At 59.8% G+C, this 17,746-nt stretch carries 19 protein-coding genes; 9 read left to right on the top strand and 10 right to left on the bottom strand.

What is annotated here, in order from left to right; all coding sequences use genetic code 11:
- Window positions 1–143 precede the first annotated feature (143 nt).
- Window positions 144–1,205: an AraC family transcriptional regulator gene (locus tag FPT12_RS05000; RefSeq protein ID WP_145014915.1), complete on the top strand. Its 1,062-nt coding sequence runs from the start codon at window positions 144–146 to the stop codon at window positions 1,203–1,205.
- Here FPT12_RS05000 and FPT12_RS04995 read toward each other — a convergent pair.
- Entirely contained in the window at window positions 1,162–2,616 is a 1,455-nt protein-coding gene (locus FPT12_RS04995; RefSeq protein ID WP_145014914.1) for a TrkH family potassium uptake protein, read from the bottom strand. The genes FPT12_RS05000 and FPT12_RS04995 overlap by 44 nt on opposite strands.
- A gap of 120 nt (window positions 2,617–2,736) precedes the next feature.
- Here FPT12_RS04995 and FPT12_RS04990 point away from each other — a divergent pair, with 120 nt between their 5' ends.
- A complete protein-coding gene (locus FPT12_RS04990) occupies window positions 2,737–3,303 on the top strand; it encodes a nitroreductase family protein (protein ID WP_145014913.1) in 567 nt (188 codons plus the stop codon).
- 42 nt (window positions 3,304–3,345) lie between these two features.
- Here the strand turns inward: FPT12_RS04990 and FPT12_RS04985 are convergent, their stop codons facing one another.
- From FPT12_RS04985 to FPT12_RS04960, 6 genes are all read right to left on the bottom strand, one after another.
- Window positions 3,346–4,692, bottom strand: a complete 1,347-nt coding sequence (locus FPT12_RS04985) for a HAMP domain-containing sensor histidine kinase (RefSeq protein ID WP_145014912.1) — start codon at window positions 4,690–4,692, stop codon at window positions 3,346–3,348.
- 67 nt (window positions 4,693–4,759) lie between these two features.
- Window positions 4,760–5,200, bottom strand: a complete 441-nt coding sequence (locus FPT12_RS04980) for a Spy/CpxP family protein refolding chaperone (RefSeq protein ID WP_145014911.1) — start codon at window positions 5,198–5,200, stop codon at window positions 4,760–4,762.
- Between the two features lie 104 nt (window positions 5,201–5,304).
- Window positions 5,305–5,982, bottom strand: coding sequence for a response regulator transcription factor (locus tag FPT12_RS04975; protein WP_145014910.1), 678 nt, complete (start codon window positions 5,980–5,982; stop codon window positions 5,305–5,307).
- Window positions 5,983–5,989: 7 nt separating this feature from the next.
- On the bottom strand, window positions 5,990–6,400 hold the full coding sequence (locus FPT12_RS04970) for a translation initiation factor 2 (RefSeq protein WP_145014909.1): 411 nt from the start codon (window positions 6,398–6,400) through the stop codon (window positions 5,990–5,992).
- A 108-nt stretch (window positions 6,401–6,508) separates the two neighbouring features.
- Window positions 6,509–6,808 (bottom strand): YciI family protein, encoded by a 300-nt coding sequence (locus FPT12_RS04965; protein WP_054596257.1) that lies wholly within the window; start codon window positions 6,806–6,808, stop codon window positions 6,509–6,511.
- Window position 6,809: 1 nt separating this feature from the next.
- Entirely contained in the window at window positions 6,810–7,406 is a 597-nt protein-coding gene (locus FPT12_RS04960; protein ID WP_145014908.1) for a septation protein A, read from the bottom strand.
- A gap of 87 nt (window positions 7,407–7,493) precedes the next feature.
- Between FPT12_RS04960 and FPT12_RS04955 the strand changes: the two genes are divergently transcribed.
- The 5 genes from FPT12_RS04955 (at window position 7,494) to rluB (ending at window position 12,331) form a co-directional block, all read left to right on the top strand.
- A complete protein-coding gene (locus FPT12_RS04955; RefSeq protein ID WP_145014907.1) occupies window positions 7,494–8,357 on the top strand; it encodes a PHP domain-containing protein in 864 nt (287 codons plus the stop codon).
- Window positions 8,358–8,370: 13 nt separating this feature from the next.
- The gene (locus tag FPT12_RS04950; protein ID WP_054598268.1) at window positions 8,371–9,000 is read left to right on the top strand and encodes an L-threonylcarbamoyladenylate synthase; all 630 of its coding nucleotides are present in this window, start codon (window positions 8,371–8,373) and stop codon (window positions 8,998–9,000) included.
- 120 nt (window positions 9,001–9,120) lie between these two features.
- Window positions 9,121–9,819, top strand: coding sequence for a ScpA family protein (locus tag FPT12_RS04945; protein WP_178098621.1), 699 nt, complete (start codon window positions 9,121–9,123; stop codon window positions 9,817–9,819).
- A gap of 12 nt (window positions 9,820–9,831) precedes the next feature.
- Window positions 9,832–10,824: an SMC-Scp complex subunit ScpB gene (scpB, locus tag FPT12_RS04940; protein WP_145014905.1), complete on the top strand. Its 993-nt coding sequence runs from the start codon at window positions 9,832–9,834 to the stop codon at window positions 10,822–10,824.
- A 223-nt stretch (window positions 10,825–11,047) separates the two neighbouring features.
- Entirely contained in the window at window positions 11,048–12,331 is a 1,284-nt protein-coding gene (rluB, locus tag FPT12_RS04935) for a 23S rRNA pseudouridine(2605) synthase RluB (RefSeq protein ID WP_054596262.1), read from the top strand.
- Between the two features lie 90 nt (window positions 12,332–12,421).
- Here rluB and FPT12_RS04930 read toward each other — a convergent pair whose 3' ends face one another.
- Both FPT12_RS04930 and FPT12_RS27595 read right to left on the bottom strand, forming a co-directional pair.
- Entirely contained in the window at window positions 12,422–13,384 is a 963-nt protein-coding gene (locus tag FPT12_RS04930; RefSeq protein ID WP_145014904.1) for a leucyl aminopeptidase, read from the bottom strand.
- 67 nt (window positions 13,385–13,451) lie between these two features.
- A complete protein-coding gene (locus FPT12_RS27595) occupies window positions 13,452–13,589 on the bottom strand; it encodes a hypothetical protein (RefSeq protein ID WP_054596264.1) in 138 nt (45 codons plus the stop codon).
- Between the two features lie 950 nt (window positions 13,590–14,539).
- Between FPT12_RS27595 and FPT12_RS04925 the strand changes: the two genes are divergently transcribed.
- Both FPT12_RS04925 and arfB read left to right on the top strand, forming a co-directional pair.
- Complete coding sequence (locus FPT12_RS04925) at window positions 14,540–15,961, top strand: amino acid permease (protein WP_103315581.1); 1,422 nt, start codon at window positions 14,540–14,542, stop codon at window positions 15,959–15,961.
- A gap of 144 nt (window positions 15,962–16,105) precedes the next feature.
- A complete protein-coding gene (gene arfB / locus FPT12_RS04920) occupies window positions 16,106–16,519 on the top strand; it encodes an alternative ribosome rescue aminoacyl-tRNA hydrolase ArfB (RefSeq protein WP_145014903.1) in 414 nt (137 codons plus the stop codon).
- On the opposite strand, the gene FPT12_RS04915 is transcribed toward arfB, so the two are convergent.
- Entirely contained in the window at window positions 16,516–17,730 is a 1,215-nt protein-coding gene (locus FPT12_RS04915) for an MFS transporter (protein ID WP_145014902.1), read from the bottom strand. The genes arfB and FPT12_RS04915 overlap by 4 nt on opposite strands.
- Between the last annotated feature and the right edge of the window lie 16 nt (window positions 17,731–17,746).

Raw genomic sequence — 17,746 nt, 5'->3', positions numbered from 1 at the left:
TTATTGTGCTGCCGAGCGGATGTTCTGCGGGCAGCTTATTTAAGTCTAGAGTCATCAGTGGCAACAGCCAGTGACCTTGGGCGCCACTTTAGTATCCTTCTGAAATTGGCCGTGACACGCGGCTCATCAAGTAAGAAAACGCTATGAGCGAACGAACGACTTCTGCAAGCTGGGCGATGGGGATTGTCAAGGCACTCGAGATGGACGGCCTGGATTGCCGGGTCTTGTTCAAACAGTTGGGGCTCGACTACGCGGCGCTGAATGATCCGGATGCGCGCTTTCCTCAAGATTCGATGACGCGGCTCTGGCAGCGCGCGGTAGAGCTGTCCGGCAACCCGGCGATCGGTCTGAACATGGGCAAGTTGGTCCGCCCGGCATCGTTTCATGTGGTCGGTTATGCCTTGATGTCCAGCCAGACCCTGGCGGAAGGTTTTCAGCGCCTGGTGCGTTATCAGCGGATCATCGCCGAAAGCGCCGACCTGAGTTTTCGCCTGTTACCCGAAGGGTATGCACTGATTCTGACGGTGCATGGCGACCATCTGCCGCCCACCCGGCAAAGTGCCGAAGCGTCACTCGCCTGCGCGCTGGGCCTGTGTGGCTGGCTGACCGGGCGCACCTTGCAGCCACGCAAAGTGCTGATGCAGGGGGATCAACCCCAGGACCTCGAACCCTACAAATTTGCCTTTCATGCGCCGCTGGAGTTCAACGCGCCCTATGACGCGCTGATTTTCGAACGGGCAGACATGGAAGCCCCGTTGCCGACTGCCAACGAGGCGATGGCGTTGTTGCATGACCGGTTTGCCGGCGAATATCTGGCTCGGTTTTCTGAAAGCCAGGTTACCCACAAGGCCCGGCAAGTGCTCTGTCGCCTACTGCCGCAAGGCGAACCCAAGCGCGATACGGTGGCGCAAACCCTGCACTTGTCCCAGCGCACCTTGCAGCGACGCTTGCAGGAAGAGGGCACGAGTTTTCAGACGCTGCTCGACGACACACGCCGTGAGTTGGCCGAGCAGTACCTGGCGCAACCGAACATGACCCTGCTGGAAATCGCCTACCTGTTGGGGTTCGCCGACCCGAGCAATTTTTTTCGGGCTTTTCGGCGCTGGTTCGATACCACGCCCGGCGAATACCGGACGCGGTTGATGGACGCGCCCAAAGAACTCAGTGACGCCAGAACGCCGGGATACACAGCACAAACACGGTAATGATTTCCAGTCGCCCGAGCAGCATGCCGAGAGACAGAATCCACTTGGCGGCGTCGGGCAGGCTGGCGAAGTTACCAGACGGTCCGATGGTTTCACCCAGTCCCGGACCCACTCCGGAAACCGTACTGGCGGCGCCGGTCAAGGCGGTCATCCAGTCCACGCCCAGCAGCGACAGCGCCAGGGCGATGGCGCAAATGGTGATCGCAAAGAAGAACGAAAACGTCAGGATCGAACGCACAATTTCTTCGTCGAGACGATGACCGTTGTACTTCTGCTTGATCACCGCACGGGGGTGGATCAGTTGGTTAAGGTTGGCCTTGAGCAGGATAAAGGCCACCTGGAAACGGAAGATCTTGATCCCGCCAGCGGTCGACCCCGAGCAACCACCGACAAAGCCCAGGTAGAAAAACAGCATCAATGAGAAGGTGCCCCACAAGCTGTAGTCCCCCAGCGCGAAACCGGTGGTGGTGACCACCGAGGTGACGTTCAGCGCGACATGGCGCAGTGCATCCAGCCAATGCAGGTCGGTGGTCCACCAGTACCAGGTGCCGAGTACCAGCCAGGTCACCAGCAGCATGCCGAGCAATCCTTGCACTTGCTGATCCTTGATCAGCGCCCGCCGATTGCCGCGCATGGTCGCCACGTACAAGGTAAATGGCAGGCTGCCGAGAATCATGATCACCACCGCGACCCAGTGCACGGCCGGTTGCGTCCACTTGGCCAGGGACTGGTCGGAGGTGGAGAAGCCGCCGGTGGATATTGCCGACATCGCATGGTTGACTGCATCGAACGGGCTCATGCCCGCCCACCAGAACGCCAGGCTGCCGAGAATGGTGATGCTGACGTAGGCGGCGACGATCAGTCTGGCCACCATGTGCGAACGCGGCATGACTTTTTCGGAACGGTCCGACGACTCGGTCTGAAACAGCCGCATGCCGCCGATGCGCAGCAGTGGCAGAATCGCGACCGCCATGCCGATAAAGCCGATCCCGCCCAGCCAGTGCAGCAACGAACGCCACATCAGGATGCCCGGAGACATGTTGTCCAGGCCACTGAGCACTGTAGAGCCGGTGGCGGTGATGCCCGACATGCTTTCGAAAAACGAGTCGGTGTAACTGATGCGCTGGGTCAGCAGGAACGGCAATGCCGCGAAGATGCAGACCACCACCCAGCTCGACACGGTGAGCAGGTACATGTCCCGCGGGCGCAGGTGTATATGCTCCGGTCGCCCGGGGATGACCAGCGCCAGACCGGCGAGAAAGGTAATCATGCTGGCCCAGAGGAACGATGGCAGGTCGCTGGTGCGGTCGTAAATCAGCAGGGTTGCCATCGGCACGACCATGCTGATGGCCAAGGTAATCAGGAAGATGCCGATGATGAAACCAATGATCCGTAAGGTCGGCAACGCCATGAAGTCCGCTCGGGCTGATAGGGAAGGGCGCCATTCTACCTGCGAGGCAGGGCATGTAAACCGGCACCCCGGCGGCAGTTGCCGCTAGAATAGCCAGACATTTTTTTCAGGAGGTGGCCGATGCAGGCTCTCGACGCTTTGCTCAACCGTGTATCCGTTCCGCGTTTGCTCGACCCGGCGCCCACCGCTGCACAACGGGAAGTGTTGTTTTCCGCGGCCATGCGCGCACCGGATCACGGGCATTTGCAGCCGTGGCGTTTCCTGACGGTCGAAGGCGCGGCGCGCGAGCAATTGGGCGAGATACTGGCTGAGGCTGCACGCCTGCAAGACGCCGATGTGCCTCAGGCCCTGGTGGACAAGGCGCGGAACGGCCCATTGCGCGCGCCATTGGTCGTCGTTGTGGTCGCACGTCTGCAAGACCACGTCAAAGTGCCGAAGTCCGAGCAGTTGCTGGCGGCAGGTTGTGCGGCCCACGGTATTTTGCTGGCGGCTTACGCTCAGGGTATTGGCGCGGTATGGCGCACAGGCGAGCTGGTCTATTCGGCGCATGTGGCCCAGGGGTTGGGCCTGGCGGAAGGTGAAGAAGTGATTGCGTTCCTTTACCTGGGTACACCGCAGAACGAACCGCGGGTGGCCGGGAAAGTCGATCTTACCGAGTTTGTCAGTGCCTGGCCTGCCAAACCCTGAACATGATCGTTCCCACGCGGGAGCGTGGGAACGATCTTCAGGTCAGGTTGCGATACCGGGCTCTAATGGCAACTCCAGGCTGGCAATGAATCCACCTTCCGGGTGATTGGCCAGAATCAGACTGCCGCCGTGGCGCTCCGCCGCACGTCGGGCGATGGCCAGTCCCAGGCCATGTCCGGCGGTCGTCTGCCCGGGTGCCCGAAAAAATGGCTCGCCCAATTGCTTCAAATGCTCGGCCTCTACACCGGGTCCGTGGTCGCGCACGCTGATGACAATCCGATCGCCCTGACGCAATGCCAGCACTTCTATCGGTTGTCCTGCCGGATTGAAGCGCTGGGCGTTGCGCAACAGGTTGTCCAGCGCCCGCTCGATCATGGTCGGCCAGCCCTTGAGGCTTAATTGCCGTTCGGCGTCGATACGGATGCTTTGCTCTGGCGCGCCAAGCTGAGCGTCTTTTTGCACAGTATTGAGTAGCGCATTGAGGTCGACTTCTTCGGCACTTGCGTTGTCGGCGTCGACCCGTGCCAGCACCAGGATTTCACTGATCAGTGCTTCCAGACGATCACATTCGCGGGTCAATCGTGGCCAGAGTTTTTCGCGTTCTTCGGGGCCGGCCCGTTCCGCAAGTGCCAGAGCGATACGCAACCGGGCCAACGGCGAACGCAGTTCGTGAGACACGTCGCGCAGCAGTTGCCGCTGGCTGCCGATCAGGCTTTGCAGGCGTGCGCCCATGCGGTTGAAGTCGTTGGCCAGCACGCCAAATTCGTCACGCCGGTTGGCCAGCCGCGCCAGGCTGTTTTGCTGATAGGTCGTCTGACCGAGATCGTGCACCGCACCGCGCAAACGGCTCAGCGGGCGGGTGATGGACAGCGTCACCAGCAGGCTGAACAGTGTCAGCACCACCAAGGCAATCGCCAGCGCACTGAAGGGCCAAAGCAGGCTGTTGCGGTGCCAGGCGTTGAGCTCTGGATGCGGAATACGGTAGATCAGCAAGTAGGTTTCAGCGGTTTTCGGGCTGGTGTACTCAACGGTCAGACGCCGCCAGGGCAGGTGGCGGCCGCTGTCGTCGGGGTTGTCGTTCTGCCGTGCTTCCAGGGCTGCCGCACGGCGAGGAAAGGTCCCGCGCACCACCGGGTCACCACCTTCGTTCAGTACCTGAACATCGATGTGGTAACGCCGTTTGCGTTGTTCGAGCAAGGCTTGCGCCGCGTCCTCGCCTTTTTCTTCGTAGAGCTGCGTCCACTCTTGCGCCAGGGTATTGAGGCCCGGGTGGCGACTGAGAATCCAGGCGTCCTGGTTCAACATGTGCCCGAGCAGGATCGACAGCCCTGCAACCAGAGCGATGGCCAGCCAGAAACTGGCAAGGATGCGCCAGAACAATGAACGCACGGTAAGTCCTCAAACAAAGAAAGCCCAATGGCGATTGACCATTGGGCTGGGGAGAAACGCTAGAGCATTATTGCGTTTTTTGCGGTTGTTGAGCTTTCCAGGCCTGGAACTGCTCCCATTCGGCTTTGCGTTCGGCCTGCTTCTTTTGGATCGCATCGAACTTCTGCTGTTGGTCCGGCTTGAGAAGGGCACGAATGTCCTTCTCGGTTTTCTGGCGGCCGGCCGCCATTTGGTCTTTCATGGCCTGCTGATCGGCTGGCGAGAGTTTTTGCAGGTACTGCTCGACCAACTCTTTGCGTGCATGCATCTGCTCACCGATCAATTTGCGAATCTGCTCGCGTTGTTCGTGGCTGAGGTTCAACTCTCTGTACATGCCTTTGCCGCCGTGCATGTGCTCGCTGTATCCGTGGCCTTCCATTGGGCCCATCGGGCCTTGGCCTTCTGGTGCAGCCATGGCAATGGTTGGCAGTGCAGCGGCGAACATCAAAGCGATAAGGGTCTTGCGCATGGTGTGTCTCCTTGTCTCGTTCCCGGTGTGTTCCGGATGAGTACAGAATACGGAGATCAAGGTCAGCGGCGGTCAGCAGAGCGTAAAGCTTGGGTAAAGACGGTTCAGAGGCTGTAGTAATAACCACGGCTGCGCAGGGCAACGATGCGCGGGCGGCCGTCGGGGTGTGGGCCGATCTTTTTGCGCAGGTTGCTGACGTGCATGTCCAGGCTTCGGTCGTACAGGGTCAGCTTGCGTCCAAGGGCGATCTGCGCCAGTTCCTGCTTGTCCAGCGGTTGGCCGGGTTGCTTGAGCAGGGCTTCGAGCAGGCGACTTTCAGAGACGGTCAGGGTGAATTCCTGTTCGTCGATGCTGACCACGCCACGGACCGGGCTGAAGCACAGGTCGCCGAATTCCATCTGGCTGGACACCGCCGCCGGATGACTGCGCCGCAGCACCGCACGCAGGCGCGCGGTCAGCTCACGGGGGTCACAAGGCTTGGCCAGGTAATCGTCGGCACCCAGTTCCAGCCCGAGGATCCTGTCCAGCGGCTCGCCACGGGCCGAGAGCATCACCACCGGCAGGTCCGGGTGGTCGTTGCGCAACTGCTTGAGCAGCTCCAGACCGCTGCCGTCGGGCAGCATCACATCCAGCACCACTGCTGCCGGCGCAGACTCGGCCAAGGCGCGGCGCGCACTCAGACCGTCGTGGCAAGCGCGCACGACAAAACCTTCCTGGCTCAGCCAACTGCTCAGGAGCTCACACAGCTCCTGGTCATCATCAATTAGTAACAGCTCGCTCATGACTCACTCAATTTAGCCATTGCCGACGTGTTCTACGTCCACCACTGGCGAAGATACCGCAGAGCAGGGCCAATAGCGCTACTCCGGCGCCAGTGACGAACCACTGCTGTTGATCGGTCAGCAGGCGCGGCAGCGGGTTTGCCTGGGCTTCCTTGAGTTGCAGCTTGAGGCGCTGATTCTCTTGGCGTAACCGGCCCAGCAAGGCGCTTTCGCGTTCGTTATCGGCATTTTGCAGTTGTTTGTTCAGCTCTTCTCGTTGCCGCTCGCTCTCTTTCAAGCGCTGCTGCAATTCGGTGATCTGGCTTCCGGCGCTTAACGACAGAGGCGTTGAATAGCCTGAGTCCGAGTGCTCTTCGGCATGGGCGAAGGCCCCGATCGATAACATGACCAACAGCAGACACAGCGGACCTTGGCGCATCGAAACTCCTGATTCCAATCGAGTGTTGGGCAGGTTGTCGGCCGTGGAACGAGAATAATGAGCCATTGAACACGCGATGAACCGAAGGTTCATCGCGCAGAGGCCGGGTTATGGCAGGACTTGCTTGAACGGTTTGACCAGAACGTTGGCGTAGACGCCTGCGGCGATATACGGATCCGCATCGGCCCAGGCCTTGGCGGCTTCGAGGGAGGCGAACTCGGCAACGATCAGGCTGCCGGTGAAACCTGCTGCGCCCGGATCATTGCTATCGATGGCAGGGTGCGGGCCTGCCAGAACCACGCGGCCCTCGGCCTTGAGCTGTTGCAGCCGCTCGATGTGGGCAGGGCGCGCAGCCAGGCGGTTTTCCAGGGAGTTGGCGACGTCTGTAGCAATGATTGCGTAAAGCATGTCAGTCCTCGGTTTTTGGCGTAGAAGTGTCGGCGTCGTGCAGGTGGCGGGACAGGTAAATGCCCTGGCCGACCAGGAACAGCAGGGTCATGCCCAGGCTGCCGAAGACTTTGAAATCGACCCAATAGTCCTGGAAGGTGAACGCAACGAACAGGTTGGCCGCGCCACAAAACAGGAAAAAGCCGATCCAGGCGATGTTCAAACGGGTCCAGACCGTGTCCGGCAGGGTCAGCGCGTGGCCCATGATGCGTTTGATCAGCAACTGCTCGCCGATGAAGTGGCTGCCGATAAAGGCCAGGGCGAACAGCCAGTTGACCACCGGCGCTTTCCATTTAAGGAAGGTTTCGCTGTGGAACGCCAGGGTCAGGCTACCGAAGACCAGGCAGGCGATCAGGGTCAGCCACTGGCTCTTTTCCAGCTTGCGCTGCTTGATGAACAGCGTGCCGTAGACCACCAGGGAGCTGGTGATCAGCATCGCAGTGGCGCTGTAAATGCCGCCTACCGTCAGTGGATGACCGGCGATGTCGACGACCCGTGGATCGATTTTGAAGACGATGAAAAACAGCAGAAGCGGGATGAAGTCGATGAATTGTTTCACAGTGGCAGCCAGAAGCAGGATGTGGCGGCATAATAACAAACATATTGAGTCGCGAAAGCGCCAGCTGATTTGAGGTTACACAGTCCTGTGAATGTTGATTTGCACTGCCATAGCACGGCCTCCGATGGCGCCCTGGCGCCTGCGGTACTGGTTGCGCGTGCGTTCGAGAAAGGCGTGCGAGTCCTGGCCTTGACCGATCACGACACCCTTGAAGGCCTCGACGAGGCCCGCAGCGCTGCGGTTGCGCTGGGGATGCAACTGGTCAACGGCGTCGAATTGTCCTGCACCTGGGGGGGCGCGACCATTCATGTGCTCGGTTACGGGTTCGACGTCAATGCCCCGGCACTGGTCGAGGCGATTGCCAAATTGCGTGACGGGCGCTGGCTGAGGTCCGAAGAAATCAGCCGCAAGCTCGAACTCAAGGGCATGCCGGGCGCGCTGGAAGGCGCGCGGGCGATCCAGCAGGAGCTCGGTGACAGCGGCAATGCGCCGGCCCGACCGCACTTTGCCGATTATCTGGTCCGTGCAGGCTTCGTCAAGGACCGTGCCGAAGCCTTCCGCAAGTGGCTGGGCGCCGGCAAGCTGGGGGACGTCAAGCAGCACTGGCCGACCCTGGAAGAAACCGTCGAAACCCTGCGCGCTGCAGGGGCATGGGTGAGCCTGGCGCATCCTTGGCACTATGATTTCACCCGCAGCAAACGCCGTCGTCTGATTGCCGACTATATTCAAGCAGGCGGCCACGCAATCGAGGTGGTCAATGGCCATCAGCCGGCCGAGCAGGTTGGCAGCCTGGCTATTCTTGCGCGTGAGTTCGGTCTGCTGGTCAGTGCCGGCAGTGATTTCCATGGACCCGGAGGCTGGTCCGAGATCGGCGAGTACCGCCCACTCCCGGAGGACCTGCCACCCCTTTGGTGTCGGTTCAAACATGACCCAGCCGTTATTGCCGTCTGAACAGGTAGACAATGTGAGTCAATTTTTCCAGATTCATCCGGAAAACCCGCAAGCGCGCCTGATCAAACAGGCTGTCGAGATCATCCGCAATGGCGGGGTGGTGATTTATCCCACTGACTCGTCCTACGCCATTGGTTGCCAGATCGGTGACAAGAATGCCGTGGAGCGCGTACGTCGGCTACGTCAGCTGGATGAAAAGCACAATTTCGCGCTGATTTGCAGCGACCTGTCACAGCTGGGGCTGTTCGCCAAGATCGACACCGGCACCTTCCGCTTGCTCAAGGCCCACTTGCCGGGGCCGTACACGTTTATTCTCAACGCCACCCGCGAAGTGCCGCGTCTGCTGCTGCACCCGAAGAAGCGCACCATCGGACTGCGGGTGCCGAGCCATCCGATTGCCCTGGCGTTGCTCGAAGAGCTGGGCGAGCCGCTGATGAGCGTGACCCTGATCATGCCCGGCGACACCGACCCGTTGAGTGATCCGTATGAAATGCGTCAGTTGCTTGAGCATCAGGTCGACCTGATCATCGACGGCGGTTTTGGTGGTATCAAAGCTTCTACGGTGATCAACCTGGCGGATGGCGAGCCAGAAGTGATTCGCGTCGGTTGCGGTGACCCCGCGCCGTTTACGGTTGAGGCCTAGATGTCCGCAGTAGAGCCCGTCGATAGCCAGGCCGGGGCACAGCAAGAGCTGCCGTTCGCCATGGTCTATGGCCAGGCGGTCATGGAAATGCCGCTGGACCTGTACATTCCGCCGGACGCGCTGGAAGTCTTCCTTGAGGCCTTCGAAGGCCCGCTCGACTTGCTGCTGTACCTGATCCGCAAGCAGAACATCAATATCCTCGACATTCCGGTGGCGGAAATTACCCGGCAGTACATGGGCTATGTCGAGTTGATGCAGTCGGTGCGCCTGGAACTGGCCGCCGAGTACCTGGTGATGGCAGCGATGCTCGCCGAGATCAAGTCGCGGATGCTGTTGCCGCGTTCGGCCGAGATCGAAGAGGAAGAAGACGATCCGCGTGCCGAGCTGATCCGTCGCTTGCAGGAGTACGAACGCTTCAAGGCGGCCGCCGAAGGCATCGACGGTCTGAGCCGGGTCGGCCGCGATGTGGTGGTGCCCAAGCTCGATGCCCCGGAGGCGCGTGCGCGCAAGTTGCTGCCGGACGTGAGTCTGGATGAATTGCTGATGTCCATGGCCGAGGTGCTGCGCCGTGGCGATATGTTCGAAAGCCATCAGGTCAGCCGCGAGGCGTTGTCGACGCGCGAGCGCATGAGCGATGTGCTGGAACGGCTCAAGGGTGGCGGTTTTGTGCCTTTTGTCGAGCTGTTCACCGCCGAAGAAGGACGCTTGGGTGTAGTCGTGACCTTTATGGCGATCCTCGAACTGGTCAAGGAATCCTTGGTCGAGCTGGTGCAGAATGAGCCGTTTGCGGCTATCCATGTGCGGGCGCGAGCCGAATAACGAGCAAAATCAATGAATCTGAGTGAACCCCGCGAGCTGGCGCCACTGCTTGAAGCCTTTCTGTTGGCCTCGGGAAAGCCGCAGTCGATGGAGCGCCTGTTCGAACTCTTCGAGGAGGGCGAGCGCCCGGAGCCGCCAGTCTTCAAGAAGGCCTTGGCGATTCTCGCGAAATCCTGCGACGGTCGGGCTTTTGAGCTGAAGGAAGTCGCCTCGGGCTACCGTCTGCAAATTCGCGAGAAGTTTGCGCCCTGGGTCGGACGTCTGTGGGAAGAACGTCCGCAACGCTATTCCCGAGCGATGCTGGAGACCATGGCGTTGATCGCCTATCGTCAGCCGATCACCCGTGGCGAGATCGAGGATGTGCGCGGTGTGGCGGTCAACAGCCACATCGTCAAGACCCTGCTGGAGCGTGAGTGGATCAGGATCGTCGGTTATCGCGACGTACCGGGCAAGCCGGCGATGTTCGCCACCACCAAGGCGTTTCTCGATCATTTCAACCTGAAGAACCTCGACGACCTGCCACCGCTGGCCGAACTGCGCGAACTGGAGCCCGAGCCGATGCTCGAGTTCGACGACGCGCCGGTGCCGCAGAGCCTGCAAGAACTGGCCGATGCCAGCGCCGAGCCGGAAGAACCGAAAGACGAGACCAGTTTCCATACCTTGTTGCTCGAACTGGACTCGATGGAAGAGGGGATCAAGACCGACTTCGACGACTTGCTGCGGGATGGCGCGGACAGCGACAGCAAGCCTCCGTCGCCCGTTGATGCGCCCGTCGAGGTGGCGGTAGAAACCGGGCTTCAAGTCGAAGCCGAGGCCGAAACTGAAGAAGTTGAGGAGGAGGCTGAAGATGACATCCTCGGCGTTGCCGAAGCTCGCGAGAAACTGCTCGCCGCCGTCGCTGCTCTGGAACAACCCAAACCAGAACCCGAGCTGAGCGATGAAGAAGCCGAAGCCCTGGCCCTCGCCGAAGCGATCGAGAACGAACGCCGCCAGTTTGACGACTGACGCAGTGATCGTTCCCACGCAGAGCGTGGGAACGAGGAACCACAGGGCTGTGTCTACACCGGTCGGCGGAAAAACAACTAACTGACCGTTTATCCGCTAGTCTCTGATGCGCGAGCGGCGTCATGCGCGTATGATTCGCGACCCTTCGGCGATCCTTTCGCCCAAAGACCAGATTTCAACTCTTCAGGCCAGGCCTGAACAGACCACACCGGGAGGTGCCCAGATGAGTATCAACGACCAGAAAGACGACCAGGAAATCGGCCCAGCAGGCGAAAAACTGCAGAAAGTCCTCGCCCGTATCGGCGTCGGCTCGCGCCGCGACGTAGAAGCCTGGATCAGTCATGGCCGGATCAAGGTCAACGGCAAAGATGCCACCCTTGGCCTGCGAGTCGACCTGCACGACGCCATCACCATCGATGGCAAGGTGATCAAGCGTGAAGAAGCGGCCGAATCGGTCCGCCGCGTGATCATGTACAACAAACCCGACGGCGAAATCTGCACCCGTGACGACCCTGAAGGCCGTCCGACCGTGTTCGACAAAATGCCGAAACCAAAAGAAGGCCGCTGGATCAACATCGGTCGTCTGGACATCAACACCACCGGTTTGCTGATGTTCACCACCGACGGTGAACTGGCCAACCGGCTGATGCACCCATCCTACGAAATGGACCGCGAGTACGCGGTACGTGTGCGTGGTGAAGTCGACGACGAAATGATCGAGCGCCTGAAGGCTGGCGTCGTTCTCGAAGACGGCCCGGCGAAGTTCACCGACATCAAACAGGCTCCAGGTGGCGAAGGTTTCAACCACTGGTACCACTGCGTGGTGATGGAAGGTCGTAACCGTGAAGTTCGACGTCTGTGGGAATCCCAGGGGCTGGTGGTCAGCCGTCTGAAGCGCGTGCGTTTCGGTCCGGTGTTCCTCAACTCTGACCTGCCGATGGGCCGCTGGCGCGAAATGAGCCAGTACGAAGTCGACGTACTGAGCGCTGAAGTCGGTTTGACCCCGGTGGCCATGCCGCAAATGAACGCCAAGAGCAAAGACAAGCTGGAGCGTATGCAGCGCAAGTCGTCGCGCCCGGTCGGCAAGAGCGAGCGCGTGCGGACCCTGCGTCCAGCGACTGGTGCTCCAGCGGCTGCTGGCCCGCGTCCAGCGCGCGAGCCGCAGATCGAAGGCGAGCGTCCGGCTCGCAAGCCGGCACCACGTCAGGACGGTGAGCGCGGTCCACGCACTCCGCGTCCGGCCAACGGTCGGACTGAACGTGGCGAAGGCCGCGGTGCTCCGTCCGGTGGTCGCAGCGATCGCGGTGCGCCGGCAGGTCGTGGTGAGTCGGGTCGCGGTACGCCAGTGGCAGACCGTCCGTCCGACACCAAGCGCCCGGCCAAGCCTGCGCCGAAAAAGCGTCCGGGCATCGTCCTGGTCGACCGTGATGCGCCATCGGGCAAGCGTCGTGGCGCACCGGCCGGTTCTGGTCAGCGTCCTGGCTTTGGTCGTCGCAAGCCGGAATAATCGGTAAGCGCTCCATAAAAAACGCCAACCCTAGGGGTTGGCGTTTTTTTTGCCTCAGAGCATTCCCACGCTCCGCGTGGGAACGATCAACTAAAAGACAAACCGCCCATCAAACACCGGCTTGTCATCCAGCGCCAACACGCCGCTGGCGAAGATCAGGTCCAGGTGATGGCTGCCCTTGGCGCCACCGCCTAAACCCAGATGGAGGCCGCAATGACGCTCTTCGAAGCCGGCGTTGCGCGCATACAGGTCCTTGACGCCCTCATTGGTGCCGATCCCCAACTCTTCGATGCGTCGGTTGGACGGGTTGGCATCCAGGTATTTGTTGAAGTCATGTTCCAGCCCCGGCACTTGTGTGGCGATTCGGCTGATGGTCGAGTTCTCGATCCACAACTCCAGCGGCGATTCGAGCACGCCATATTTGCGGGCGAAGGGAATGGTGCCGAGGAAGGTGCCGACGAACTTTACCTGGCCATTGATGGCTTCGCTGTGGGTGGCGATCTCGCCGGGCGCGAGGTCGAAGTTGCCGACGCCGTTGATATTGGTCCACTTCTTGATGCTGCTCAGCGGCGTTTCGAAGTAAGAGCCGTGCTGATCACTGAAGCTCAGGGTGGTGGCCTGGGACATGCGCTGGATCAGATGGCTGTTGAGCCCGGCGATACGTTGCGGTGTGACGCTGAAGGTGTCGTAGAAGTAATCGCCGTAATCCTTGAACAGCAGCGACTTCTTCCAGTGCTCGGTCATGACGCTTTGCAGGGCGCGAACAAAGTCGGGGCCGTCCGGACGCGGGTTGGGCAGGGTCGACGAGTCATAGAAGAAAATGTACAGATCGCAGTCGGCAATCGCCTGTCTCAGGGTTTGGGTCGATTCGAGGTCCAGGCGCATGGCGCTGAAGTGAAGTGGCTCGTTGGGCGCTTGCTCGATGATCGCGCCGGTCAACGCCTCGTAAGGTTGCGTATGCCCAAGCAAGACCTTGGCCGGGCGTACGCCAACGAGGGCAGGGTGGTGTTCGAGGTAGTAAAGGAAATGCGAAATGGCGCGGAGTCTATCCATGAATCCTCCCTGACAGTCAGCGAATAGTGGCAAGTACGACCGGCCGGCTCGTACCTGCCTGAATGTCTTACAAAGGCCACATCGCGGTGCCGAACGGAACGACCGCGTCGGCTTGCATCATTTCAACAGCAGCGTCATGAGTCGGCGCTTCAAACCACTCGTCCAGTTGCAGTTCGGTTTCCAAGTCTTTATTCATTGCTTGCATAGTGAATCTCCCAGATGGCTTTAAGGTTGAATGGCGGTGCTGTTTTCAGTGCGGGAATAAATCATTGCGACTGAAAAAAGTTGCCGCTTACTTGCAGATCTTCACGGTCTGGCAAGTGGTTGGAAACCTAGTCCAGTACTTTTTAAAATACAATTTAAAATTTAAATTCAGCATATGTGAAATTTTTATTCCGTTTTTTGGTGTCTGTTTTTCCAATTAAAAACAAAACGCTAACGCAGTCTCATCCGTGGGAATGGGGCTGTCGTCAATTTTCAGGCGACCTTCAGAAAGATCTGTTGTGGAAAAAATACGTTACGCCTTGTAAAGGAGGTTTTACGAAAAGCCGCGTTCTGCGCCATGGATTCGGGTTGATGTGAGAGTTGTAAGGAAAAGCTTCCGATTGGCGCTTGGTAGTGTGGTTTGCAGGGCTCTGGTCCGCTTGTTTCAAGACGGTTTCAGCGGTGAGATGCGCTCATGCCTGTCGTGCAGGTGCATAACAATAAGGAGGCGCAATGAACGCCGTGAGTCATCTCCATTTCTCTTCGAGGGGCGGTTTTTCCATCGCCCCCGTCAACGACCCGCAAAGGTCTGAGCTTTTTTTTGCAGCCGCCCGAGCCACTCGAGGTGGACACAGGCAATCCCGGCAAACGACGCGCTGATTAAGCGGTGTCTGGCAGCAGGGGGTTACAGGTGTACAATGCGCCGCGTTTTAACTGTGACCTCCCTGCGCAACTGCGCAAACTCAAGGCTATCCGCTTTGTTAACTCCGCCGCGCCACAAGCGTGTCGGGTTCGATTTCGTCACAGATAAAAACAAACAGGTGACGCATGACCGGTAAAAAAACGCTGAACTCCTGGTGCCTGCGCTGGGGTTTGATCCGCGCTGCTTGATCCTGATCCGAGCGGCAACGTCTTAACGAACATTATCAAACCTTGCGTGAGACCCTTTTAATGAGTGGACAAAACTCGCATTCAGGCGAGCTTAAACGCGGCCTGAAAAATCGCCATATTCAACTGATCGCCCTCGGTGGCGCGATTGGTACCGGATTGTTCCTGGGCTCTGCCGGTGTGCTGAAATCGGCCGGCCCGTCGATGATTCTCGGTTACGCAATCTGTGGCTTCATCGCTTTCATGATCATGCGCCAACTGGGCGAAATGATCGTTGAAGAGCCGGTGGCCGGCTCGTTCAGCCACTTTGCGCATAAGTACTGGGGCGGTTTCGCCGGTTTCCTGTCGGGCTGGAACTGCTGGATTCTGTACATTCTGGTGGGCATGTCGGAGCTGACTGCAGTCGGCAAATACGTGCACTACTGGTGGCCGGATGTCCCGACCTGGGCCTCGGCTGCAGTGTTCTTCGTGATGATCAATGCGATCAACCTGGCTAACGTCAAAGTCTTTGGCGAAGCAGAGTTCTGGTTCGCGATCATCAAGGTCGTGGCGATCGTCGGCATGATTGCCCTGGGCAGCTACCTGCTGGTCAGCGGCCATGGCGGCCCGCAAGCCTCGGTGAGCAACCTGTGGGAACACGGTGGGTTCTTCCCGAATGGCGTCAGCGGTCTGGTGATGGCCATGGCGATCATCATGTTTTCCTTCGGCGGCCTGGAGATGCTCGGTTTCACCGCAGCGGAAGCCGACAAGCCGAAAACCGTGATCCCGAAAGCCATTAATCAGGTGATCTACCGGATCCTGATTTTCTACATCGGCGCACTGGTGGTTCTGCTGTCGCTGACTCCGTGGGACAGCTTGCTGGTGAGCCTGAATGCCTCCGGCGATGCCTATAGTGGCAGCCCGTTCGTTCAGGTGTTCTCGATGCTGGGCAGCAAGACCGCGGCGCACATCCTCAACTTCGTGGTGCTCACTGCTGCGCTGTCGGTGTACAACAGCGGCACCTACTGCAACAGCCGCATGTTGCTGGGCATGGCTGAACAGGGCGATGCCCCGAAAGGTCTGGCGAAGATCGACAAGCGCGGCGTGCCGGTGCGTTCGATCCTGGCCTCGGCCGCGGTAACGTTCGTTGCGGTGGTGATGAACTACCTGATCCCGCAGCACGCGCTGGAACTGCTGATGTCGCTGGTGGTTGCAACGCTGGTGATCAACTGGGCGATGATCAGCTACTCGCACTTCAAGTTCCGCCAGCACATGAACCGCACCAAACAAACGCCGTTGTTCAAGGCGCTGTGGTACCCGTACGGCAACTACATCTGCCTGGCGTTCGTGGCCTTTATCCTGTGCATCATGCTGATGATCCCGGGCATCCAGATCTCGGTCTACGCGATTCCGGTGTGGGTCCTGTTCATGTGGGTCTGCTACAACATCAAGAACAAACGCAGCGCTCAGCACGCGTTGAATGCTGCGGCTTCTGCAGTGAAGTAACGCAGAAAGCAGAAACGACAAACCCGGCCATGTGCCGGGTTTGTTGTTTTCAGGGTTCATACAAAACTCTGTGGGAACGAGCCTGTAATCTCCTTCAGGCTATTCGGGTATCCTGATGCACTCCTAACGCGGACACGCTTTTCCATGCTGGTGATTTCCAACAACGTGCATCTGTCGGATGCCGAGATCGAATTGACCGCCATCCGTGCGCAAGGCGCGGGTGGGCAGAACGTCAACAAGGTCTCCAGCGCGGTGCACTTGCGCTTTGATATTCCCGCGTCATCCTTGCCGGAGTTCTACAAGGAGCGCTTGCTGGCGCTACGTGACAGCCGGATCACCAGCGACGGTGTGATCATCATCAAGGCCCAGCAATACCGCACGCAGGAAGCCAACCGCGCCGATGCGCTGGCGCGTCTGACCGAGTTGATCCTCAGCGCCACCAAGGTTGAAAAGAAACGTCGTCCGACCAAGCCGACCCTGGGCTCGAAGAAGCGTCGGCTGGAGTCAAAAACCAAGCGCGGCTCGATCAAGGCCGGGCGCGGCAAAGTCGACTTCTAGGGCGCTTCGCGTTCTTCACGATACTTTTCATTCAGATGCAGTGGTGATTGGCGGTACAGATAGAAGCTGAGCATCAAACCGCTCAAGGCGGCGAGGGCGGCGAACAGGAAGATCGAGGCAAAGCCGAATCCGGCCGCGATGGCGCCCGCCAACGGCCCGGTGATCCCCAGTGACAAGTCGATGAACAGCGAGTAAGCCCCGACCGCCGCGCCACGGCTGGAGGCAGGCACCAGATTCACCGCTTCCACGCCCAGCGCCGGGAACACCAGCGAAAAGCCGAACCCACTCAGCGCCGCGCCCGCCAGTGCCCAGTGTGCGTCCGGTGCTAGCCACAACAGCAATAAGCCAAGGGTTTCGACCGACAGGCAGGCAATCGCCACGCGAAAACCGCCGAGGCGATTGATCAGGTCGCCGAACAGCAGGCGCGCGCCAATGAAACAGGCGCCGAACAGGCTCAGGCAGAGCACGGCGTTGTCCCAGTGTCGGGTGGCGTAATACAGGGTGATGAAGGTGGCGATGGTGCCGAAGCCGATCGAGCCCAGTGCCAGTCCACAACCGTGGGGCAGCACTCGCCCCAGGACATGCATGAACGGCAGGCGTTCACCGGCAACGATCGGCGCCGCGGTTTTCGGCCAGGCCAGCAGCAGCCCCAGCGCTGCGAGCAGCAGAATGCTCACGCCCATGCTCCACAGCCCCAAGTGATGAACCAGCAGCACGCCGAGCGGCGCGCCGACAGCCAGCGCACCGTAACTGGCGATGCCGTTCCAGGAGATCACCTTGGCGGTATTCGCTGCACCGACCCGGCCGATGCCCCAGCCGATCGATCCCGAACCGACCAGGCTTTCGGCACTGCCCAACACCAGTCGACCGATCAACAGGCTGATCAGGCTCAAGGTCGGCAGGCTTTGTGTCCAGGCTGACAGCAGCATGAACACTCCGCTTAAGCCACAACCGGCCAGACCGTACATCACCGCGCGTTTGCTGCCCTGGTTGTCGATGATCCGTCCGGCGTATGGGCGGCTTAGCAGGGTGGCGAGGTATTGCACGCTGATCACCAGGCCCGCGATCACCGCGCCAAAACCCAGGTCGCTGTGCACATAGCCCGGCAACACGGCCAAGGGGATGCCGATATTCAGATAGCCGATGAAGGTGAACAGGACGATGGAAACGACTTGCAGCGTGACCGCCATGGGGCGCTGATGATCTGGCATGGGAATGGGTCCACGG

It is taken from the genome of Pseudomonas sp. H3(2019), assembly GCF_007713465.1.
Classification (GTDB): Bacteria; Pseudomonadota; Gammaproteobacteria; order Pseudomonadales; family Pseudomonadaceae; genus Aquipseudomonas.
Note: the sequence above shows the minus strand (reverse complement) of the source record. Positions and strands in the feature narration are given on the sequence as shown.